Origin of the sequence: Chitinophaga nivalis (assembly GCF_025989125.1) — a bacterium.
Taxonomy (GTDB): Bacteria; Bacteroidota; Bacteroidia; order Chitinophagales; family Chitinophagaceae; genus Chitinophaga; species Chitinophaga nivalis.
In genome coordinates, this window is the sequence record NZ_JAPDNR010000001.1 from 7,060,941 (window position 1) to 7,084,263 (window position 23,323).

The 23,323-nt window shown below is 46.4% G+C and carries 22 protein-coding genes; 13 read left to right on the forward strand and 9 right to left on the reverse strand.

Going from position 1 to position 23,323, the window contains the following annotated elements:
- Positions 1–66: 66 nt before the first annotated feature.
- Positions 67–843 (reverse strand): C40 family peptidase, encoded by a 777-nt coding sequence (locus OL444_RS25770; protein ID WP_264728750.1) that lies wholly within the window; start codon positions 841–843, stop codon positions 67–69.
- Between the two features lie 92 nt (positions 844–935).
- On the opposite strand from OL444_RS25770, the gene OL444_RS25775 reads away from it, so the two are divergent.
- The 4 genes from OL444_RS25775 to OL444_RS25790 all read left to right on the forward strand — a co-directional run bounded on the left by OL444_RS25775 (position 936) and on the right by OL444_RS25790 (position 3,646).
- Entirely contained in the window at positions 936–1,511 is a 576-nt protein-coding gene (locus OL444_RS25775; protein WP_264728748.1) for a sigma-70 RNA polymerase sigma factor region 4 domain-containing protein, read from the forward strand.
- Positions 1,501–2,598 carry a tetratricopeptide repeat protein gene (locus OL444_RS25780; protein ID WP_264728746.1) on the forward strand — a complete coding sequence of 366 codons (1,098 nt, stop codon included), beginning with the start codon at positions 1,501–1,503 and terminating at the stop codon, positions 2,596–2,598. Before OL444_RS25775 ends, OL444_RS25780 begins: the two co-directional genes overlap by 11 nt.
- A 95-nt stretch (positions 2,599–2,693) precedes the next feature.
- Positions 2,694–3,275: an RNA polymerase sigma factor gene (locus OL444_RS25785; protein ID WP_264728744.1), complete on the forward strand. Its 582-nt coding sequence runs from the start codon at positions 2,694–2,696 to the stop codon at positions 3,273–3,275.
- A gap of 17 nt (positions 3,276–3,292) precedes the next feature.
- Positions 3,293–3,646, forward strand: coding sequence for an anti-sigma factor family protein (locus tag OL444_RS25790; protein WP_264728742.1), 354 nt, complete (start codon positions 3,293–3,295; stop codon positions 3,644–3,646).
- A 101-nt stretch (positions 3,647–3,747) separates the two neighbouring features.
- Here OL444_RS25790 and OL444_RS25795 read toward each other — a convergent pair whose 3' ends face one another.
- Together OL444_RS25795 and clpB are read right to left on the reverse strand one after the other, a co-directional pair.
- Positions 3,748–4,227, reverse strand: coding sequence for a nucleoside deaminase (locus OL444_RS25795; protein ID WP_264728739.1), 480 nt, complete (start codon positions 4,225–4,227; stop codon positions 3,748–3,750).
- A gap of 119 nt (positions 4,228–4,346) precedes the next feature.
- Positions 4,347–6,950, reverse strand: a complete 2,604-nt coding sequence (clpB, locus tag OL444_RS25800) for an ATP-dependent chaperone ClpB (protein WP_264728737.1) — start codon at positions 6,948–6,950, stop codon at positions 4,347–4,349.
- 199 nt (positions 6,951–7,149) lie between these two features.
- Between clpB and OL444_RS25805 the strand changes: the two genes are divergently transcribed.
- Positions 7,150–9,468, forward strand: coding sequence for a PDZ domain-containing protein (locus OL444_RS25805; protein WP_264728735.1), 2,319 nt, complete (start codon positions 7,150–7,152; stop codon positions 9,466–9,468).
- Positions 9,469–9,555: 87 nt separating this feature from the next.
- On the opposite strand, the gene OL444_RS25810 is transcribed toward OL444_RS25805, so the two are convergent.
- The 4 genes from OL444_RS25810 to OL444_RS25825 form a co-directional block, all read right to left on the reverse strand.
- Positions 9,556–10,401 (reverse strand): glycine betaine ABC transporter substrate-binding protein, encoded by an 846-nt coding sequence (locus OL444_RS25810; RefSeq protein ID WP_264728733.1) that lies wholly within the window; start codon positions 10,399–10,401, stop codon positions 9,556–9,558.
- 12 nt (positions 10,402–10,413) lie between these two features.
- Entirely contained in the window at positions 10,414–11,244 is an 831-nt protein-coding gene (locus tag OL444_RS25815) for an ABC transporter permease (RefSeq protein ID WP_264728731.1), read from the reverse strand.
- 22 nt (positions 11,245–11,266) lie between these two features.
- Positions 11,267–12,460, reverse strand: coding sequence for a quaternary amine ABC transporter ATP-binding protein (locus OL444_RS25820; protein WP_264728729.1), 1,194 nt, complete (start codon positions 12,458–12,460; stop codon positions 11,267–11,269).
- Positions 12,461–12,542: 82 nt separating this feature from the next.
- Positions 12,543–13,691 (reverse strand): hypothetical protein, encoded by a 1,149-nt coding sequence (locus OL444_RS25825; protein ID WP_264728727.1) that lies wholly within the window; start codon positions 13,689–13,691, stop codon positions 12,543–12,545.
- Positions 13,692–14,161: 470 nt separating this feature from the next.
- On the opposite strand from OL444_RS25825, the gene OL444_RS25830 reads away from it, so the two are divergent.
- On the forward strand, positions 14,162–15,442 hold the full coding sequence (locus OL444_RS25830; protein ID WP_264728725.1) for an OmpA family protein: 1,281 nt from the start codon (positions 14,162–14,164) through the stop codon (positions 15,440–15,442).
- A gap of 114 nt (positions 15,443–15,556) precedes the next feature.
- A complete protein-coding gene (gene queG / locus OL444_RS25835; RefSeq protein WP_264728723.1) occupies positions 15,557–16,471 on the forward strand; it encodes a tRNA epoxyqueuosine(34) reductase QueG in 915 nt (304 codons plus the stop codon).
- Here the strand turns inward: queG and OL444_RS25840 are convergent.
- Positions 16,468–17,241, reverse strand: coding sequence for a hypothetical protein (locus OL444_RS25840; RefSeq protein WP_264728721.1), 774 nt, complete (start codon positions 17,239–17,241; stop codon positions 16,468–16,470). The two genes, queG and OL444_RS25840, sit on opposite strands and share 4 nt — an antisense overlap.
- 274 nt (positions 17,242–17,515) lie before the next feature.
- Here OL444_RS25840 and OL444_RS25845 point away from each other — a divergent pair, with 274 nt between their 5' ends.
- The gene (locus OL444_RS25845) at positions 17,516–18,004 is read left to right on the forward strand and encodes a hypothetical protein (protein WP_264728719.1); all 489 of its coding nucleotides are present in this window, start codon (positions 17,516–17,518) and stop codon (positions 18,002–18,004) included.
- Positions 17,979–18,389 (forward strand): hypothetical protein, encoded by a 411-nt coding sequence (locus tag OL444_RS25850; protein WP_264728717.1) that lies wholly within the window; start codon positions 17,979–17,981, stop codon positions 18,387–18,389. Before OL444_RS25845 ends, OL444_RS25850 begins: the two co-directional genes overlap by 26 nt.
- 282 nt (positions 18,390–18,671) lie before the next feature.
- Here the strand turns inward: OL444_RS25850 and OL444_RS25855 are convergent, their stop codons facing one another.
- Positions 18,672–18,881, reverse strand: a complete 210-nt coding sequence (locus tag OL444_RS25855; RefSeq protein WP_264728715.1) for a hypothetical protein — start codon at positions 18,879–18,881, stop codon at positions 18,672–18,674.
- 754 nt (positions 18,882–19,635) lie between these two features.
- Between OL444_RS25855 and OL444_RS25860 the strand changes: the two genes are divergently transcribed.
- The 4 genes from OL444_RS25860 to OL444_RS25875 all read left to right on the forward strand — a co-directional run bounded on the left by OL444_RS25860 (position 19,636) and on the right by OL444_RS25875 (position 23,301).
- A complete protein-coding gene (locus OL444_RS25860; protein WP_264728711.1) occupies positions 19,636–20,388 on the forward strand; it encodes a DNRLRE domain-containing protein in 753 nt (250 codons plus the stop codon).
- Between the two features lie 469 nt (positions 20,389–20,857).
- Entirely contained in the window at positions 20,858–21,403 is a 546-nt protein-coding gene (locus OL444_RS25865) for an RBBP9/YdeN family alpha/beta hydrolase (RefSeq protein ID WP_264728709.1), read from the forward strand.
- Between the two features lie 308 nt (positions 21,404–21,711).
- Positions 21,712–22,263, forward strand: a complete 552-nt coding sequence (locus tag OL444_RS25870; protein ID WP_264728707.1) for an RNA polymerase sigma-70 factor — start codon at positions 21,712–21,714, stop codon at positions 22,261–22,263.
- A gap of 99 nt (positions 22,264–22,362) precedes the next feature.
- Complete coding sequence (locus tag OL444_RS25875) at positions 22,363–23,301, forward strand: FecR family protein (RefSeq protein ID WP_264728704.1); 939 nt, start codon at positions 22,363–22,365, stop codon at positions 23,299–23,301.
- Positions 23,302–23,323 lie beyond the last annotated feature (22 nt).

Consider the following 23,323-nt stretch of genomic DNA (forward strand, 5'->3'; position numbering starts at 1 on the left):
TACAGACCGATTGTTGTCAGCTGTAACATAAAGCGTAGTTTTTTATAGCCGCTGCTACAGCCGGACTTATGCCAGCAAACGTTTTATAATCCGCAGGGAATGGGTTCTTAATCCTGTATCTACATTAATAATTCCCTGGTTGTCGATGGCATCTACTCTTACCTTTCCGGCAGCGTGAATGATTTCATGATCATTCAATAAAATACCTACGTGGGTTATACGCCCTTCTTCATTATCAAAGAAAGCCAGATCTCCCAACCGGGCTTCTACCAGGAAATCCACTGTATCACCCTGAGTGGCCTGCTGATAGGCATCGCGTAAAAGCGGTATACCCATCAGTTTAAACACGGCCTGCGTAAACCCGGAACAGTCTACCCCAAATACAGACCGGCCGCCCCAGAGATAGGCCGTATTCAGAAAAGTAAATGCTGCAGCTTTCAGCGCAGCAGGATCTGCCTGCGCTGCCTGCCGGATAGCCTCCGGCTGCCCTTCCCATTCCAGGTGCCTGGTTCCCCAATCTGCGGTGTGCCTGTCGCCGTTTTTCAGCAAACAACCATAAGGCACCATCATCGGCTGGCCATTGACCAGTACCTTGTTTACCCAACCTGACAAATAGTGTGTGGCAGGTTCCTGCAATAAAGACATATCCACCGTTTCCAGGTGTACCGCTGTAGCCCAGCCAATATACCCGTCGTACTCATTTTTTACTTTCACCCAACCTCCGGCAGCAGTTTCCAGTACCTCCACTCCTTCTCCCCACAACAACTGGGAAATCATCTCACTTTTATGCGCGGCCGTTGCTCTCAATGGCGCAACCGGCACTATTACAATAGCGTATGGCATATAAATTGTATAAATCCGTTTTATTATTCAATAATCTTACGTACCTAATGAACTTTTTCCGCTTTTATACGTAAATATAAAGTAATAAGTTTATGCACCAGCAGTTAACCAATTTATCAGATAAAGAGCTAATATCCCGGGCCAGAAAGCAAAAAGACCGGGAGGCGGAAGGCGTATTAATGGACCGCTACAGTCACCTGCTGGTGGCAATTACCCTACCTCATTTAAAAAACGATGCCAGCCTGGACCCCAACGTAGTCTTTCCTTCCCTGCTGCAACGACTGAGTGCCGGTGTAAAAACACAGACTATTTACAGGATCAGTGAATGGATGCTGCATATACAAAAAGGATATTTCAGTAAACCGGAAAAAAATGTACCGTTTTATCCGTCCCGTGACGGAAGAGACCTGCTCCACATCGAAAACAAGGTAGATAAAGCTGCTACCAATATCATCGACCGGCAGGACCTCACCGTACGGCTGGAACAAGCCTTACAACGGTTACATGCAGAAGACAAAACGCTGATTACCGAATTTTATATCGAAAACAAAACTTTTGCCGACCTTTCAGCCAGCCACGGAATTTCCCGGGAAAGATTGAGAAACCAGCTGAAAGCCGCCAAAGGTAAACTAGCCAAGCTATTCATGAATCAGGGATATGTCAAGTAGCAATAAACAGCATAATGAGAAAGTACTAAAGGTTTTTTCCGCCATCCGTTGTCTGAATAAAGATCAGCTTCCCCGCTATCTGGAAGGCAGACTGACAGAGGTAGAAAAACATTTAATGGAACAGCACCTCACAGACTGTGATCTGTGTTTCGATGCCCTGCAGGCACTGGAACAGGAAACGAACCAGGAGAAATACCACGACCTGACCGATAAACTGCAACGCTATATCCATCAAAGTATACAACCGGTTTCCCATGTACAAAAGGTAGCCCAGTATACCCGCAAGGAAAGAACCAAGGAAAATCTGTTGGTATACTTCTGGCTCATCACCTTTGTGGTATTGGGTATCAGCGGTATTTATGTATTACGCGGCCATGTACGCAATCAGCCTGTCATCAGCAGACCACTGGCTGTACTACCGCCACCGCCGGCAGACAGTCCGGTACTTACCACCGAACAACAGCCTATCGTTACACCGGATCATACACCTGCTATTACGACTGCAGCACCCACCACTACTACTGCCGTAAAAAACGCGGCTACCCCTGCTGTACCAAAGCCGGATTCTGCGGCCCTGAAAGCCGCAGCAGCCAAAGCATGGTTGCATAAGAAAGCCGTAGCCGACAGCATCGCGAAGAAGCAGGCGGCCATCCAGAAACAGCAGGCATTACAAAAACAACAGGACTCACTCAGAAAAGAAGCAGAAAAAAATAAAGCCACTCCACCCGAAGAAAAAAAGCCAGAGCCCAAACCTGCTCCTAAAGAACAGGCACCTCCCCCTGCCGATTCTCCTAAAAAAGAAAAGGAAAAAGAACCAGCAGCACCGGTAGCCGCCAATACGGACGAATACCTGTACAAAGCAGCTATGGGATATCAGCAACAGGGCAATCTAAGCGAAGCCATTGACCGGTACAGACGCATCGAGTCTGCGGGTTCCGGTAAATATGTGGAAATGGCACGTTACCAACTGGCCATCTGTTATCGCAGTAAAGGCCAGATGGGGAAAGCCCGCCGCATGTTCCGGGAAGTAATACGCATGGAAGGCTCCCTGAAAGCTGCCGCACAACAGGCATTAGACAGCATGTAACATAAACGGAAAGTAAAATTCCACGGGGATACTTTCATTTTTTTATGGATTTTTGCAGCTGGCTGCATCTAACAGACAGCATTCTAATATAGCCTGTGAATAATCCAGACATACAACAACTTACAGACCAGGAGCTACTACTACGGTTCAAAGCTGACCACAACAGTGATTGGATAGGTGTGCTTTTTGACCGTTATGCCTTACTGTTACTCGGTATGTGCATGAAATACCTGAAGAACGAAGAAGATGCACGCGATGCAGTACAGCAAATCTTCCTGAAAATGCTGGCTGATATTAATAAGCATGAAGTGCAGTATTTTCGTGCCTGGATATACCAGGTAACTAAAAACTATTGCCTGATGCAGCTGCGCCAGCACCATATGAAGTATAAGGAGGAAATCAGCGACAAACATATTGGCGTCATCGCAGCAGAACAGGAAGACATCCGGCAACACCAGGAAAAAGATGTCATGCTGGAAAATATGGAACAGGCCATCAACCTGTTAAATCCTGAACAGCGGGTATGCGTACAGCAGTTTTACCTGCAAAAGAAATCGTATCAGGATATTGCCGGCCATACCGGATACAGCTTACTGCAAGTGAAAAGCTATATTCAGAATGGCAAACGTAACCTGAAACTTTTACTGGAAAAACTACAACGCGCAAACAAAAGTTAATTTGCACCAATAGCGATATGAACGAGCATTTCAACGATATTTTTGTAACTACGGGCTGTCCTTCTCAACAGCAGCTACTGGACTATGTACAGGGCAAGCTGACTGCAGAAGAACAACACGAGGTAGAAATGCACCTGGCAGACTGTGAGCTTTGCAGCGACGCGCTGGAAGGCCTGGCAAGCATCAGGGACAAAGAAAAGATACCCGGCTGGATTCATCAGATGAAATGGGACCTGCTGAAAAAACTCCGTAAACGGACCCGGACCCGGCGGAAAACAGAAAATAATATATACCTCACCGTTATTATCCTCTCCATCCTGTTTTTACTGCTGGCATTATTCTGGATGTACCATTTTTCCAGTCAGCATTAAATCAGGCCTGATCAGAGAGGCAAAACAATCATACGCATTACCCACAGTATAACCGGCAGGAGAAACCGGCCACCGTACGTTGGATAATGCGTATTGCATTATTAATACAGGGTCTTGTTGCCTTTGGCTTTCCATTGTTCAAATACCGGCCAGGCATCCGGATCTTTTAAACCGATCAGCGGAATTTTCTTGTGCTCATGAGATACATTGATTTCCCGGTAAATAAAGGAATCATCAAAATCGATGGCAGCGGCATCTTCCTTGGTATTGGCGAAATACACGCGCAGCGGCCGTGCCCAGTAAATAGCCCCCAGGCACATCGGACAAGGTTCGCAGGAAGTATAGATTTCACAGTCGTGCAGTTGAAAAGTACCCAGCCTTTTACAGGCATCGCGGATGGCCACTACTTCTGCGTGGGCGGTAGGATCTGTATGACTGAGTACCTGGTTCCAGCCCTCTCCCACAATTTCATCCCCTCTCACCACAATAGCGCCAAATGGCCCGCCTTCCCCACTTTCCATTCCCTTGCGCGATAATGCGACAGCATACTGCATAAATGCTCTTTCTCTTTCTCCGGTCATACCTGTACTTTTTTGGTTCTTCCAAATTTAACGAAAGCAACGCACAAAAAAACCCCGCGAAGAATCGCGGGGTTTATCGTTAACTATGTATCGTCGTATTTAGAATTACTTATTTGCGTTTAATTATTTCTGATCACTACCACACCATCAAACACATCTACCAGTACTGGTTTGGATTTATCAATTTCCCCTGCCAGAATCTTTTTACTCAACAGGTTGATGATTTCTTTCTGAATCAGTCTTTTCAGTGGTCTTGCACCAAACTGCGGGTCGTAACCCTGTACAGAAAGATATTCCAAAGCATAATCAGAAAATTCCAATATCATGCCATTTTTAGCTACCATCTCCTTCAACTGCTGCAACTGAATGTTAATTATTCCCTTAATTTCAGTTCTCATCAAAGGCTGGAACATAATCACTTCATCTACCCTGTTCAGGAACTCCGGCCGGATGGTTTGTTTCAGCAATGCCAGTACTTCTTCCTTCGTTTTATCTACTACTTCCTCACGGTTGTTTTCATCAATATCTTCGAAGTTGTCCTGGATAATCTGGCTGCCCATGTTGCTGGTCATGATAATGATGGTATTCTTAAAATTCACCACCCTGCCTTTATTATCCGTTAAACGGCCATCGTCCAGTACCTGCAACAAAATGTTAAATGTATCCGGATGCGCCTTTTCAATTTCGTCGAGCAACACCACGGAATATGGCTTCCGCCTTACCGCTTCTGTTAACTGTCCGCCTTCATCATATCCCACATATCCCGGAGGCGCTCCTACCAGGCGGCTTACCGCATGTTTCTCCTGGTATTCACTCATGTCGATACGCGTCATCATATTCTCATCGTCGAACAGGTATTCTGCCAGTGCTTTCGCCAGTTCTGTTTTACCTACCCCGGTAGTACCCAGGAAGATAAAAGAACCGATCGGCCTTTTCGGATCCTGTAATCCGGCGCGGCTACGGCGGATGGCGTCTGATACGGCAATGATGGCTTCTTCCTGTCCTACTACCCGTTGATGCAATTCATCTTCCAGGTGCAGCAACTTATCTCTTTCACTTTGCAGCATTTTGGATACCGGGATACCGGTTGCTTTAGCTACATTTTCCGCAATATCTTCCGCATCTACTTCTTCTTTAAGAAGACGTTTCTGATTGGCAGATATTTTATTCAGCTCTTCTGTTAAATCCACCACCAGTTTTTCCTGCTCTTTCACTTTACCATAGCGGATCTCTGCCACACGACCAAAATCTCCGTTCCGTTCTGCCTGTTCTGCTTCCAGTTTTAAATCTTCGATCGCTGCTTTCGCATTCTGAATCTGATCTACCAATTCTTTTTCTGCCTGCCACTTGGCTTTGAAGGTGTTCCGTTCTTCACTGAGACGGGCAATTTCTTCGCCCAGCTCCCGCAGTTTATCGGTATCATTTTCTCTTTTAATCGCCTCTTTCTCGATTTCCAGCTGACGGATACGTCTTTCCAGTTCATCCAGTTCTTCCGGCATGGAGTTCATTTCCAGTCTTAATTTCGCCGCACTTTCATCAATCAGGTCAATCGCCTTGTCTGGTAAGAAACGATCGGTGATATACCGGTGGGATAATTCCACGGCGGCAATGATCGCTTCATCTTTAATCAGTACATGGTGATGACTTTCGTATTTTTCTTTCAGTCCACGTAAAATGGAAATCGCATCTTCTACGGAAGGTTCATCTACCAATACTTTCTGGAAACGGCGTTCCAGGGCTTTATCTTTCTCAAAATATTTCTGGTATTCATTCAGGGTAGTGGCCCCGATTGCCCGGAGTTCTCCACGCGCCAATGCTGGTTTCAGGATATTGGCCGCATCCATGGCGCCTTCCATAGCACCTGCGCCGATGAGGGTATGTATCTCATCAATAAACAGGATAATTTCCCCGTCACTTTCTGCTACTTCTTTTACCACCCCTTTCAATCTTTCTTCGAATTCACCCCGGTATTTGGCGCCGGCCATCAGTGCCCCCATATCCAGTGCATAGATGATTTTGGACTTCAGGTTTTCCGGTACATCACCGTTGAGAATACGGTTCGCCAGGCCTTCTACGATGGCAGTTTTACCTACGCCCGGCTCTCCCACCAGAATGGGGTTGTTTTTGGAACGGCGGGACAGGATGTGCAAGGTGCGGCGAATCTCTTCATCACGGCCTATTACCGGATCCAGTTTGCCTTCGCGGGCCATCTCGTTGAGATTCTTTGCATACCGTTGCAGGGTGTTATATTGATTACCACCGCTTTGCGAATTAACGGTATCTCCTTTGCGTAACTCCCGGATAGCGGTTTTCAGGCCCTTTTCTGTAAGACCGGCCGCTTTCAGGAGTTTTGCAGTATCATCACTACCGCCCAGTATACCCAGCAGCAGGTGTTCCACGCTTACAAATTCATCCTTAAACTCTTTGATAGCGGCACCAGCACGCAGCATCGCGTTATTTGCGTCGCGGCTCAGTGTTTGTCCGGCATCTCCGCCTCCGCTCATCTTAGGATACTTTTCCAGTTGCTCCTGCAGCTTTCCGGAGAGGAACGTCACGTTTACATCATTCTTTTTCAGCAGGTATTCAATAGGACTGTCTTCGTCGTCCAGCAACGCCTTCAACAGGTGTCCGGTTTCAATGGACTGGCTTTGGTGATCGAATGCGAGTTGCTGGGCACGTTGCAGTATTTCCTGCGATTTTATAGTGAAATTATTAAGATTCATATGTCAGTTTTTTCCTTTTTTTGATTTTTCAATCGTGCTATGGTAACAACAAACCGTGATCCAATGTTGTATATCCGGAAATTATGTCATATAAAGTCATTTCGCCCTGCAGTTTTAGCAGAAAATCCACTTAGTAACTGCTAATTTTTCATTATTATATCATTATTCCACCTGTTAAATTGCAGAGATGCTATATGTTATGAAAACAATCCGCTACTTTTTTACGGGTATAACCGTCTTACTAACGTTACCGGCTATACTCTTTTCACAATCCCGTATCATACGGGTGCAACCAGGTCCACCGAAGCCGGGGCATGTATCCGGTATTGCAGCCGCATTGCAACAGGCAAAACAGTGGCGGCAAACTACGCCCGGCATCCCGGTCACCCTGGAGCTGGCCCCAGGTACCTATTACCTGGACAGTACCTTGCTACTCACCCCCGCAGACAGTCATACTACCATTCGCACAAGTGGCAACAACAACGTGACCATCAGCGGCGGTTATCCGGTAAGCGTAAAATGGACCTTATGGAAAAAAGGCATTTATCGCGCCCACCTGGCCGTCCCGTTTTCTTTTCATCAGTTATATATCAACGATAAACAGCAGGTGCTGGCCCGTTATCCCAACTACGACAGCAATGCGGTACATTATAATGGTACGGCAGCAGATGCCGTTAGTCCGGCCCGGGTACGTACCTGGCAACATCCGGTGGGCGGTTATATACATGCGCTGCATAAAGCTGAATGGGGTGGCTATCACTATCGCATCACCGGTGTAAATGCGGATGCTACCTTACAAACGGAGGGCGGTTATCAGAACAACCGGCAAATGGGGATGCACGACCAGCACCGTTTTGTGGAAAACATCCTGGAAGAACTGGATGCAGCTCATGAATGGTTTTATGATGCTTCCCATCAAACCTTGTATTATAAACCACCGCCACAGCTTTCTTTATCCACTGCCCGTGTGGTGATCAGCAGATGGCCTGAAATAGTAGCTGTGAAAGGAACCGCAGATCATCCTGTACAGGATGTTTCTTTTCAGGGTATCCGTTTTGCACATGCGGAAGCCACGTTCATGGCTACACGCGAACCGTTGTTACGCAGCGACTGGACCATCTACCGGGGCGGCGCCATTTTGCTGGAAGGCACTGCCGGCTGCAGTATCCGTTCCTGCGAATTTGACCACAATGGCGGCAATGCTGTATTTGTAAGCCGATACAACCGCCATACCCGGATCAGTGACTGCTATATACATGATGGCGGCGGTAACGGGATTTGTTTTGTGGGCAGTCCGGATGCCGTACGTAGCCCCCTGTTTGAATATCATCAATCCCGCCCTTTTGCGGAAACAGATACCGCATGGGGGCCACTGAATAATCACTATCCCGATTCCTGTATGGCTACCAATAACCTGATCTGCCGCACCGGGCGCATAGAAAAACAAACCGCCGGGATACAGCTATCTATGGCCATGAACATCACCGTATCTCATAATACCATTTATGATGTACCGCGTGCAGGCATTAACGTGAGTGAAGGTACCTGGGGCGGTCATGACATTGGCTGGAATGATGTTTTCAACACCGTACTGGAAACGGGCGACCATGGCGCCTTTAACTCCTGGGGCCGGGATCGTTGGTGGTACCCCGACCGGCAACAGCTGGATAGCCAGGCTGCCGCACATCCCTGGATGGTAAAACAGGATGCCATCTACCCGACCCGCCTGCACCACAACCGCTTCCGCTGCGACCATGGCTGGGATATAGACCTGGATGACGGGTCGTCTAATTATCTTATCTATAACAACGTTTGCCTGAACGGCGGCCTTAAACTACGGGAAGGATTCTACCGCATTGTGGAAAATAACATCCTCCTCAACAACTCCTTTCATCCGCATGTGTGGTTTACCAACAGCCATGATGTATTCCGGCACAACATTGTCAGTGGCCCCTATCAGCCTATCGGCATGCATTACTGGGGAGATACCATCGACTATAACCTGTTCCCAGCCGGTACAACGATCCAGACACCTACCGATGCGCATGCGCTACAGGGAGATCCCTTGTTTATGGCACCGGCAGCGGGCGATTACCGGGTTAAGCCCGGCTCTCCTGCCTTGCAGACAGGCTTTCAAAACTTTCCGATGGATGCTTTCGGCGTTACTTCACCGGCATTAAAAGCGCTCGCCCAACAGCCGCCCCTGCCGGTATTACAGCAACAGCAAACCGCAGCTGGTAGCTCAGTACACTGGAAAGGTGCTGTGATCAAAAATATTGAAACCCTGGGTGAACGTTCTGCCGCCGGTATGCCGGATAACAAAGGAGTATATGTCGTGAGCGTACCCGCTCGTTTTCCGTATGCCCTGCAACCAGGTGATGTGATATTACAAATAGGCGACCGGAAAGTCACCAATGTAACCACACTGCTGCAAGTGTATGCCACCACGGCGCCTCAGCAGCCGGCGATCCGCATATTCAGGAATCAGGGGATGCAAACCTTACAATACACCAACTAAGTACCGCACATAAATAAAGGAGAAGAGCTATCCGGTCATCAACCGGGTAAGCTCTTCTCCTTTATTTGTATGGTTAACAAAAGCAGGTTATTCCCACTCCTTCACCAGGTCTGCATGTTCACCAATCCATTGATTGATAGCCGCATCTTCTTTGCCATCAGCATCTCCCAATGCACCCATTAAGGAGCCCAGCTGCTCGCTGTTGAGTTTGAATTTGCGGAAGAAATTTACCGCTACGGTATCTTTCACAGAAAATTCGTTGTTGGCAATGGTGAGTAGTTTTTCTGTTTCACCATATACTTTTTTGGGATCTTCCAGGAAACGAAGTTTATAACGGGAGAACATCCAGTGTGGCGCCCAGCCGGTTACTACCACCGGTTGTTTTTCATCAAGACTCTTTTTCAGGGTAGCCATCATCGCCGCTTCACTGGAAGACTGCAGTTGATAATCCAGCTGATAGTCTTTAATGGCGTCTTCTGTTTTGTCCATGATACCGGCACCTGCATCGATACCTACGATATGACCATCAAATGTTTTCTTAGCGGCATTCAGGTCTTCGATACTTTTAACCGCTACATAATCCGGTACCACCAATCCTATGCGGGCCGCATCAAAATTGGTATTGAGTACGGTTACTTTTTGTCCGAAGGTTTCCATGTAGGTTTTATGGGTTACCGGCATCCAGGCATCCATAAATATATCTGCATCACCGTTGGCTACGGCAGCAAATACCGGCGCCACGTCTGCATTTTTCAACGCCACCTGATAGCCTTTTTTCTCCAGCAGGTTTTTAGCGAGTTGGGTCATGGCTACCCCTTCTGCCCAGTTTACATAGGCAATGGTAACTTTCTTTTCATCTTTACCAGCGCCGGGATTACAAGCCATAAAACCAACTGTCAGCGCTGCCAATGCGAGGATAAATATCTTTTTCATGTGTATGTAATTTTAAACTTTAGCACGTTGTTTCTTCCGGCCCAGTGACTGGGTAATACGATCGAGGATAATGGCCAGGATTACGACGGCGATACCGCCTTCAAAGCCCAATCCTATTTTCAGCTGGGTGATCCCTTTCAGTACCACTTGTCCTAACCCTCCTGCTGCAATCATGGCGGAGATCACAACCATGGATAACGCCATCATGATGGTCTGGTTAACCCCTGCAAGGATGGTAGGCAGTGCCAGCGGCAATTCCACCTTAAACAACAGCTGCCGGGGCGTAGCACCGAAAGAGCGGGTAGCTTCCACAATATCTGCCGGCACCTGGCTGATACCCAGTGTGGTAAGTCTCACTGCCGGAGGCATGGCAAAAATGATGGTTGCAAATACACCGGGTACTTTCCCTAATCCGAAGAATAACACGGCAGGAATCAGGTATACGAAGGCCGGCATGGTTTGCATGAAATCCAGCAACGGACGCATGATTTTACCGGCTGTTTTATTCCGGGCAGCCCAGATACCTAAGGGTACGCCTATCAGCAATGCGATAATAGCGGATACCAGAATGAGGGCCAGTGTTTCCATGGTCTGGGTCCAATAGCCCATGGCGTAGATGAAGCTCATGCCCAGTCCTGTCAGCACGCCTACGCCCCAACCGGCTCTTCTCCAGGCCAGTACGGCCATCAGGGCAATCACTACATAAAAGGGCATGAAGGTAAACAGCCATAATACGCTGTCTACCATTGTTTCAACACCGGTTTTCACGACTTTAAAAAAGGGATTAAAGTTGTGTGTCAGCCAGTTGATGAATTGTTCTATATATTTTCCTATTTTAATCATATTTTTCGTTTAGTCGGGTACGTTATACCGGCTGATTACCGGTGGTTTCAATGATCAATGCTGTCTGGGAGATGATGCCCAGCAGTTTGTTATTTTCCGGATTTACTACCGCTACCGGTTTATCTGTTTCCGCAATGAAAGGCAGCATTTGTTCTACGGTTGTATCGGGGTATGCCACCGGTACTTCGCGGTGAATGACAGCTTCGATGGTTTTATCACCGCGTTTTTTCACTTCCAGTACTTCATGCAGGTATACGAATCCGAGGAAGTGTTTATCGACAGTCACTGCCGGCAGGATATCGAGGCCGGTAGCCCGCATTTTACGCAGGCTCCCTTCCGGACCATCCTTGCGGAATACCGCCATGGTGGGTTTCGTATCCATCATGGAAGAAGCAGTAATAATCGCTTTCCGGTCTACCTTTTCCACGAAGGAGGTTACATAATCATTGGCGGGTGCGGTGAGGATTTCTTCCGGCGTACCTACCTGTATCACTTCTCCATCTTTCATGATCGCGATACGATCGCCCAGGCGGATGGCTTCGTCGAGGTCATGTGTAATAAATACGATGGTACGGTGCAGTTTTTCCTGCAGGTCCAGCAATTCGTCCTGCATTTGTGTACGGATCAGCGGGTCAAGAGCAGAAAAGGCTTCGTCCATGAGCAGCACTTCCGGATCATTGGCCAGGGCACGCGCCAGGCCTACCCGTTGCTGCATACCGCCAGACAGTTCTGCAGGCAGCATTTGTTCATATCCTTTCAGTCCTACCAGTTCTATCACAGATTGGGCTTTGGCGGTTCTTTCACCGGCAGGCATGCCTTGCAGTTCCAGGCCGAAAGCCACGTTGTCCAGTACGCTACGGTGAGGTAACAATCCGAATTTCTGAAACACCATGGATATTTCTTTCCGGCGGGTTTGCTGGAGTTGTTGTTCGTTAAGTGTCGTGATGTTGGTACCATTCAGCAGGATATTACCGGCTGTAGGTTCTATCAAACGATTGAGACAACGCAGCAGACTGGATTTCCCGCTACCGGAAAGGCCCATGATCACGAAGAACTCTCCTTTTTCTATTTCAAAAGAAGCATTTTTCACGGCCACCGTACAACCGGTCGCATCGAGAATTTCTGCTTTACTTTTGCCCTGTTTCAACAGCTGTAACGCAGTGTTGCGTTCACGGCCGAAGATAAGCGTCAGGTCTTCTATTTTCAGTTTAGGCATATCTTTTAAGCTTTAGCTATCAGCGAAGCGCTGTTAGCGTTTTAAAAAAGTGTAATGAATATGATGAAACGGTAGCTACTGATCAGAAGTAGTATCCGAAGTTTATATTAAAACGACTGTGCCACTTAGATTGTTTATCGCCGGCAGCGAGGGCAGCGTTCCATTCCGGTCCGAGCCAGGGTTGGTTTTTCCCTGCTGCCCAGTCTATATAGGTGTAAATATGTCCGGCAGTGACCATACAGCCCAGTACATTCATCTGTGTGTCTGCAAAATCTGTGGCTGGCTTCTGCATATAGGAGTAGTCATTGTAGAATGTCAATGTGCTCACGGGGCCCCATTTCACGGGTAATTTGTAGGACACGGAAGCCGTATGCAGAAAAGCTTTGGCGGCGACCTGATAAGACGCGCCATAAGCGGCCATGTCTACTGTATTTTCAAACTGCGTGGAATCTGCCACATTATACTGGTAATACATGGTTTGCAGTTTGAGGTTCCAGCGATCGAACTGCATATCGGAATGCAGCGCGGCAGCCCAGTGACTACCCATGTTACCGGAAGGAATATTATAAAGTCCGCCGAGCATAACGGAAGCGCCTACACGACTTTCTTTCGCAAAATGATAGTCTGCTTTTGCATTCCCCTGATTTACTTCTTTATTACGCCCGGCTACATCGTAGGAATAACGGCTGGGATCTATGGCTGATTTATCGCCAAAGTTCAGTTCTTCTGCATTTTTAAAGAAGGCCAGCTGATAGGTCCAGCGGTTGCTGTGGCGCTGGAATTTTATGCCCATATCATAATCATCTTCCTTACCTACATAATAGGGCAGGTTAAAAAACCAGCTATGGGAATTGTAGGTCTGATTGCCGAAGGGTACCTGTGTAAGGCCTATTTCAATATGTGTACTGTCGTTAAAACGGTAACGCATATATCCTTCTTTGAGCATACCGCCGCCAAAATCTTTGGAGTAGAAGCGGTATTCAGCGTGTAATGACAGGCCTTTCCAGGCAGCATCTGCATTTACGCGAAACATGTCGAATCCGAAGTCTCCGCCTCGTTTTACCTGTTCTTTTTTCCAGGATGACATATTGTAATTGAAACGTAAGGCACCGCCTATATGGAAGGTGGGTTTATCCTTTTTGGTTTGGGTACTATCCTGTGCAACAACAAGCAAACTAGGCAAGAGGAGCAATAAGCACAGCAAAAACCAATACGATGATGTTCTAATCATAGTTATTAATTTTTAAATATGTTTAAGCTGATCTTTTTCCAGGCGACATAGTTCGTCTATGTGCATGCAAACTGTATAAAACAGCAGCCGGGAAAGGGAACCGGGCGCGATGCGGCCCGACAAATGATCAAATCCAATAAGAGTGGCTGTTATAGCGTATTGCGTCGTACTCGGAAGGCACATTAAACAGCCGAAAAAATGCGTAAAGCGTGGCGAAGATACAAAAAAACAAGTACGGCGCCAAAGGAAATACAAAAAAAGATATACATCTTCTTACAAATCAATAATTTAATAAAGCCAACTATGAGTTACAACATCTAATTAATACCAGACTTTTTCTGCCATAATTCAAACAAGACACCGGACTCCGTTGTTAATAATTACCCCGGCGCACCAACGCCATCACGTAAAGCGGGATGATCATTGATTCACAAACTCCATTACATTCTTCATCTTTAAACCCTACAATTATGTCATTTGACTTATTAGAAAGTGCAAAAAATCTTTTTAACAGCAACGTAGTTAGTCAGGCTTCCTCACAATTGGGCGAGAGTGAAGGTGGTATTCAGCAGGCATTGAGCGGCATTATACCTACGGTATTGGCCGGACTGTTAAACAAAGCAGGATCGGCTGCTGATGCCGGCAGTTTACTGAATGCAGTGAAAGGAGTGGCATCAGATGCCAGCCCGGCTGCGATTGGGAGTGCCTTACAAAGCGGCGGTGGTAATTTACTCAGCAAAGGCCGCGACCTGCTAAGCAGCCTGTTTGGAGACAAAGCAGGTAGTCTGGCCGGACTGATTGCATCTTATGCCGGTATTAAAGAATCTTCCGCCAATACCTTGTTGCAAACAGCTGCTCCGGCTACTTTAGGCACGGTAGGACAATATGCAGCACAGAACAATCTTTCTCCCAACTCTTTTCTATCCTTGTTAAACTCCCAAAAAGATAAAATCCTGGGTGCAGTACCTGGTGGACTGAATATTGCCGGCCTGTTGGGACTGGCCAGCCTGGGCGATCTGGGTAAAAAGCTGGGCGGCCTGGTATCTGGTCTGGGCAGCGGTGTATCCAATGCTGCCGGCAGTGCGGTTAACACGGTAAAATCAGGTGGCAGCCGCTGGATCTGGTCTTTATTACTCATACTGGTGGCCATTCTGCTATTATGGTACCTGATGCGCGGCTGTGGTGGCGGCAAAACCGGTGGTGGCACAGTATCCGACAGCGTTACAACCAGCCAGCTGGCTGATTCTGCCAATATCACCGTTACCGAAAATACACCAGCCGTAACCCGTGAATCCATCAAGGTAACACTCCCGGATGGCACCGTGCTCGATGCCTACAAAGGCGGTATCGAAGACCAGCTGGTTACCTTCCTGAAAGACGACAGCCGCCAGCCAGGCAAGGATATATGGTTTGATTTTGATAACCTCAACTTCAAAACCGGCAGTGCGGAACTGACTACAGAAAGCGCTGCTCAGGTCAGCAATATTGCCGCCATTCTGAAAGCATTCCCCAAAACCAAGATTAAAATAGGGGGTTATACCGACCGCACCGGCGACAGCACCCAGAACCTGAAACTGTCTCAAACCCGTGCGGCTGCCGTTGAAACTGCCCTAAAAAAAATAAATACAGATGCCGCACAGCTGCTGGGCGCAGAAGGTTATGGTTCTCAGTTTGCCAAAGCAGCGGCCACTGCACCGGATGAAGAAAGGAAGAAAGACCGTCACATTTCTGTGAGTGTGAGAGAAAAATAAAAACACGGTTTATTACGAATAAAGCATCACGCATGGTGAAACAGGAACAGCGGATCACACCGCCCCTGTTTCACCATGCGTATTTCATGCCGCTTAATTCGTAATTTCGCACCGATGAACTGGACGCCATTTATAAAACAGCTGTCACGTGAACTGGGATTTGATCACTGTGGTATTGCCAAAGCGACGCAGCTGGATGACGACGCCCGGCGACTGGAGACGTGGCTGAACAAAGGCATGCATGGCAACATGCATTACATGGAAAATCATTTCGACAAACGTATAGACCCCCGCAAGCTGGTAGACGGCGCCCAATCTGTCATTACCCTGCTGTTTAACTACTTCCCCGAAGAAAAACAAACCGCCGATGCACCCCGGATTTCCAAATATGCCTATGGCCAGGATTATCATGAGGTGATCCGCGACCGTCTGAAGACCATGCTGCTGCGCATGCAGGAAAAAATTGGCCCTGTACAGGGAAGGGGATTTGTGGATTCTGCACCGGTATTGGAACGCAGCTGGGCCAAACGCAGCGGCCTTGGCTGGATTGGTAAAAACGGGAATCTTATCAATAAACAAACCGGGTCTTTCTTCTTTATTGCTACCCTCATTACCGATATCCCCCTGGATTATGATAATCCCGTGGCGGACTTTTGCGGTACCTGTACCCGCTGCCTCGATGCCTGTCCTACCGGCGCACTGGTAGCACCGGGCGTAGTAGATGGCAGCCGCTGTATTTCCTATTATACCATAGAGCTGAAAGAACAACTGATTCCTGATAAGATGAAAGGACAGTTTGATAACTGGATGTTTGGCTGTGATACCTGCCAGGATGTATGTCCGTGGAATCGCTTTGCCAAGGCACACCAGGAGGCTGCCTTTACGCCGATACCTGCTATCCTGAACTTCACTACCAAAGACTGGGAAGCCCTCACGGAAGAAAGCTTTAAGACCATTTTCCGGCACTCCCCCATGAAGCGCAGCAAGTATGCCGGCATTCGCAGGAACCTGAAATTCCTGGAAGATTAATGTCTCTTTTTACGGTGTCTCTGTGGTACCTGGTCCAACAACCAACGGCTAAGATCCACTGCTGCTGCATAGTTCTGATAAACCGGCGGTAGCCTTTTACCATCTGTATATTCATTATAAAACCAGGGATCTCCTACGGCGAACACAGTTCCTTTTCCTACCTGTGCCACCGCCATGATCACATTTCCGCCATCTTCATAAACCGCCTTCGCGGGTGGCTGAATAGTGAGTGTAGCTAATTCTTTTATATATACCTGTACTACATGCGGGAAAATAACGTGATGTGGTTCGATACGGAAAGCGCCCTGTTCCCAATGACGCCCCTGTACCCGGTGGTAACTGTCCGGGTTAAAATGGATTCCAAATTTTTCACTGAGCCGGTTAAAGTGCCGCTGCTCTGCATTTGCGCTGTCGTTGCCCAATAATACCAATACGCCACCCGCCTGCACCCATTTGTATATCGCGGCGGCGGCTTCTTCCTGCATCATATGTGGCGCCGGCGACTCCTGTTCCGTATCCGGATCTACGATGATATAAATACTGGTATGCGCCAAAGCAGCGGCAGATGGTGCTATCGCGAGCGTATCTCTACTGGCTCCCAGCGAATCAAAAATATGTCCCCATAATGAAAAGCCGCCGCTCTCCTGCTCTTCCCAGGTATAATGCCAGCGGATCGTATTACCAGTTTTATCTTTTTTAAACTCATGGTTATAATAATAATCCAGTGTAACCCTTCCTTTATTTTGAGCGGTAGCTGACGCAGGTAACATGATAACTATGCAACTGTATAGCAGGGAAAACAGCAATCGATACATAACCTTTCAGATTGAACAAATAAAATACAACATCGCCTTTATTACTTATGGTACTGATTTACCCATTTCATACCGTATTATAACATTTGCTGTAGTAGCGGATTTAAGGTGTAATGAAAATACGTCTGCCAGATATCTGACAGGTAATCAGCGCTGAAATGACACTTGAATTTTGTACTATTTAATGATCCCTTTAATTTTGGCACCCACGAATAAACAAGGAGGATCAATGATTACATTCAGTATACAAAAACGAAGGCCATTAATTAACGGGACCTCCATAAATGATACGATAAGTCTTTTTCTGATTATACACGCTATGTTCTTCATTGTAATGAACAGTTGGTACAAAGCACATATACTATGGGTAGAATTGGGCTTTGTAGGTTCAGTTCTATTAAGTATGTTAAGCAAAAAACAACGATATATATACCAAATCAGTCTTAACAATGATGCAAACACATGTATCATTCGTTATTACCAGTTTCTTTTCCTACAATTTGAAAAGACGATATCTTATGAAGATTTAAGTTTTTTATACGAAAGAACTTTGTACAGGAAAGGAACATCCCCCCTTACATTAAGAATAAAGGAGCATGGAAAAATGATAGCGGAAATCAGGGAGAAATATAACCTGGGATGGTCTAATGAAGAAATAGCTGTTATACAGGAAGCATTAAAAAAAGTAAAAGATGGAAGTATTGACCATAAAATGTAAGGCGGTTTATCTTAATAAACTCCTGCTGGGATTATATTTCACCGGGGGTATTGCAGGATTATTACTATTGCTGTTATTAAAAATCGATAAGAGCTATAGTTACTTCCTAACAATGCTCCTTATTTTCATCGGGACAGTGGCAGTATTTTATTTGAACAAGCATGAGCTAACACTTATTCAGAAAAGCGGAGATCATTTGACGTTCAGCTTTATTAATAAATCCTTCTTTAAAAGAAACGATTTTAGTTGCGCTATTACCGATATTGTATGTAATCAGACAGCAGATAAACTAACATTCGAGTATAATAACAAGGTGTTTGCACTGGCAAGAAAACCGGCGATGGATGATAGTGCATGGAAAACGCTAACCCTAATCTTTAAATGAGAAAAATAAATTAGTATCAGCATTTGAAGCGTCGAACAGTCTATCGTTGCAGTGTGTCAGAACTACACATTATTCTATGACCTTTATTAGTATTATCAATAGCGGTTTACGCTCAATATACTGGAATGATACTATTACCTTTTCCATCAGTCTTACCATTAACCCAAAAAGATTGGCGATATTTATAAGACTCAACTAAATACAAATACTTATATATCAATATTATATAAAAATATATATTTTACAATAAGATAAGACTAGGATTTGGCGGCATATGTTGATCTATACCTCATGTATCGCCAGCGTATCCCTCTTCACTCCCAGCGAATCAAAAATATGTCCCCATAATGAAAAACCTCCGCTCTCCTGCTCTTCCCAGGTATAATGCCAGCAGATCGTATTACCGGTTTTATCCTGTTTAAATTCATGGTTATAATAATAATCCCGTGTAACCGTTAATTTATTTTGAGCGGTCACCGGTAAGGACAACATGATAATTATGCAGCCATATAGCAGGCAACACAACAGTCGATACATAACCTTTCCCATTGAAAAAATAATGTACGACATCGGTTGCAGTATTGATGGTACTGATTTACCTATTTCATACACTATTATAACATCCTTTACTGTGGCCGATTTCAAGCTTTAACAAAAATATATCTGCTAAATACTTGACATTGGTTTTAGCATCACCTACTTTTGTATCACAAGTGGCGACTTCATCGTTGCCTTATAAACCAGTAAAATCATTTATTATATACCGGTAACGCCGGAACGAATAGTTGATAAACTTTTTATGGACCTGAGTGCCATAACGTGGAATTTTAGCAATAAAGGTCGAATTCTTTCGACCTTTCTTTTTTGTCTGTACCCTATCCCCTGTTGAAAACCCAGTCTGTTACAGTGGATTTAACATACTTGTACTTTGATCTCCTACCATAATAGTTTTCCGTCGCTTACAGGTTTATGGATGGAAGCCCCGTTCATATCATCGGGGAGAAAAATAAATCTGCCTGCTCTCCTTCATTCCGTTATCTCGTCATACCTCCGTTTTTTGATCACTGCGGTTAGTGTTTAATCCTACGGCATTACCTTTAGTGTCACATACCTACAACCTAGCGACATTTTTATTAATCATTACTATTATTTGGTCACCCAACCGCTTTATATGGAATCCAGCTGCTATACATGCTTTGTATAAACATGTTTTGTACACCCTTTTGATAACCCAAAATCCTTTAACATGAAAAGAATTTCCTTTTTACTTTGCACTGTTATTTTAGCCGGGTTTGTCAGTTGCCGGAAAGATGCTGCGCCTAATCCCGGCACCGGTAGGTCTTCAGAAAAGACAGACCAGATTGATATTGCCGAAAAACTAACTTCCGGAAAACATACCCTTGAATTTAGCTCACCCAACCGTGGTAGCGGACAACAGGATTGCCTGGTTAATAGTATCTTTCCAACCAGCAACCTGTCCAGCAACCCCGACCTGGCCGCATCAGCATGGACCTATCAGGGTACATTCGGCATTGCGAGAGATTTTTTTAAATTCCCTGGCATCAGCTATCTCCCAGCCGGCACAACAATAAATGCGGCGACGTTGTATTTTTATGGCCTGGCGCCAGGTACTGCTGTTGCAAATAATACCGGAAATTCTTTTTATCCCGGTTCTCCGTATAACCCTTTCGGTGATAATGCCGGCTGGGTGAAAAGAGTCACCGGACCCTGGGAAGAAAATACGATCACCTGGAGTAACCAACCAGGAACTACCAGTCTTAATCAGGCAGGAGTCGCCGCCTCCACCTCACAATGGGATTATAATACAACCGTTAATGTAACGGCATTGGTGCAGGATATTGTTAACAGTGGACAGAATTATGGATTCTCTCTGCAACAGCAGGTAGAAAGCTATTACAGAAACCTCAATTTCGCGGGTCACCGGCACTCCGATCCGGCCAGATGGCCCAAACTTACCATAACATTTACCATTCCTTAATCGTTTCCGGGGCGGGCGGAAATGGATGAAAATACTGCGCAGCTTCCCGGCAAAATCACCTACAATATCAGGTCTGAAAGGGTTGCAGGTATATTACCTTCGACTCTTTCAGGTACCCTCATCTTTATTATGATTGGATTGGGCGGAAGCAGATATATCACTTTTGACTGGAGGACAGCCCAATCAACTCCAGGTTGCCGAAGTTTGAAGCACGTTGGTTTTAATGCTTTGAAACGAAGTAAAACAAAATACTATTGAAGATAACTATCATTGCATGCAATACAAGAAAATCCATCGCATGTCCTGATGCATAAAGCCGACCTTCCTTTTTTAGCTGCTCCCCGTATGATCCGTTAACAGGGCATTACAGCAGCATAGCAGCTGGTATTCCGCTACTGCCGGCAGCTTTCAGCCATTCGTTATTCGTCTTTCTTTTCCTTATCTTTCCAGACTAACATACTGTTAAGTCATGGAAATTAAAGTTCTGACCGCACCCGGACTGGGTGGTTCTGGTCCTTTACATTGGCAATCCCGCTGGGAGCAATCGATTCCAGGTACCCTACGCATAGAACAATCTGACTGGGATACCCCTTCCTTAAATAACTGGATCAATAAGCTGGAGGCAGCGATCAGTGCAGCCGGGCCACAGGTAGTGATTGCCGCACATAGCCTGGGCTGTATAGCGCTTGCACATTGGGCCCAGCAAACCCATCTGACCATTGCGGGCGCCCTGTTGGTAGCACCGCCGGATGTGGAGCGCCCCGACTTCCCCGAAGTGGCCGCCAGCTTCAACCCCGTGCCGCTGAAAAAATTACCTTTCAAAAGTATCCTGATAGCCAGTACCAATGATGCCTATTGCTCACTGGAACGTGCCGCACTGCTGGCGAAACACTGGGGCAGCAGCTTTGTGAATGCCGGTGCCAAAGGCCATATTAATGCCGACTCTAACCTGGAAGAATGGCAGGAAGGGAAAGACCTGCTGAGTGAACTGGTACATAACCGGGTCACCTTATAAGCGATCCATCTGCCCGCGTATTTTGCTACCCGCTGCTTCGTTTAACCTGTAATACACTTTTTCCGGTACCCCATTGCTGTTGTCGCTGTTACCCGCGATACGTCTTTCTTTTGCCTGGTTTTATGATGCTTTATCTTTACCAGTTAAACTTCCTATATTTAGCCTTTAAACAGCCAATCTAAATCGATTTTCTATCCATATCAGACAACAATTAACATAAACATAAAGCGTGGCAATGAGGTGACTAGATGAGTTTACTACTACCTTTGAACCCGCATATGAAGTTTATATCAGTGAAAAGGGAGTCTATGGCAGCAAGTAACTTATGGCAGGCATTTCAAAGTGGTGACACCACTGCCTTTGAACAAATTTTTCACGCACATTGGGACCGGTTGGTACAATATACCAGCAGTATTATTACAGATGAAGCACTGGCCCAGGATATATTGCAGAACTTTTTTATTGAACTATGGGAAAAACGCAGTACGCTGCCTATCCCCCGGGACATCAGCGCCTTCCTGGTTTTCCTGCTCAAACTACGTATTCTGAATGCACTCCGGAAAGAAGATATCCGCAGCCGGCATGAACAACAATTTGCCGCTTTACTCCAGTCACATACCAACTCCGCTGCCGAAGCACTACAAACAAAAGAAGTCTATTCCCAGCTGCAGCAATACATGGACCTGCTGCCGCCCCGTATTAAACAGGTCTTCCAGCTAAGCCGCTTTGAACACAAGACCATTCCTGAAATTGCCGACATCATGCAGGCCTCTGAACAAACCATCCGGAACCAACTCAACACGGCCAACAAACGCTTAAAACTGCAATTGAAATCCTCCTTCCTTTCGTTCTTCCTCTAAAGCCAATATTACCGAATTGTTAAGTCCGGAAAACGGATAGTTAAAGCTATTTCCGGATGTGACATTACTACAGAAACAGGGATTGCAAAATTGACGGAAGTGGATCAAACGGAATTAAAACATTTACTGGAGAAATACGAAGCAGGCAAATGTACTGCGGAAGAAATCGTGTTGTTATTTGCCTGGATGGACCGCATGGACGCCACCGCGCAGGAAACACCCCGGCCTTCTCTGCAACAGGATGCTGTGAAATCCGCCGTCATGGCACATATCCATACGCCGGTAAAAAAATGGTACCAGGCCCGTAAATGGATAGCCGCCGCCGTGCTATTACCCGCCTGCCTCAGTATTGTCTGGTGGCAGCAACAGGTACGGCATTCCCGCACACCGGCTATTGCGTGGTTAAAAAGCAGCACAGGCAAACAGGAAATCAAACAGGTACAACTGCCTGATGGTACCATCGCCTGGCTCAATGCGGCTTCCACGCTGGAGTATCCGGCCAGCTTTGATACCCGCGAAAGACTGGTAAAAATACAGGGACAGGTATTCTTTGATGTACAACAAAACAAAGAACAACCCTTTACCGTACAATCGGGCGACTTCCGGGTACAGGTGTTGGGTACCGCTTTCCTCGTCCGGCATATAGCCGGCCAGCCAACCCGGGTAGCAGTAGCCAGCGGGAAGGTGCAGGTTTCACACAAAGCTGCCGTGCTGGCCACCTTGTTACCAGCCGATCAGCTTACCTGTACGGGTAATCGCACCATAATCAGTAAAACAGACACCAGTGCACTCAGCGCCTGGACCAAGGGAGATATGGTGATCAGCAATGCCACGCTGCAACAGGTGTTGTGGGAACTGGAAAATTTCTATGGCATTACCTTCCATAGTGATTTCAATATGGATCAGGGACACCTGAACCTCAGTTTCAACAGCAACATGTCGTTGCAGGACAAACTGGATATCATCTCCACCATCAGCATTACGCCGAAGGTAAGGTTCAGGAAAAAAGGAAATAGTATATACGAAGTATACCAATAAACTAAACATACATCAGCACCAG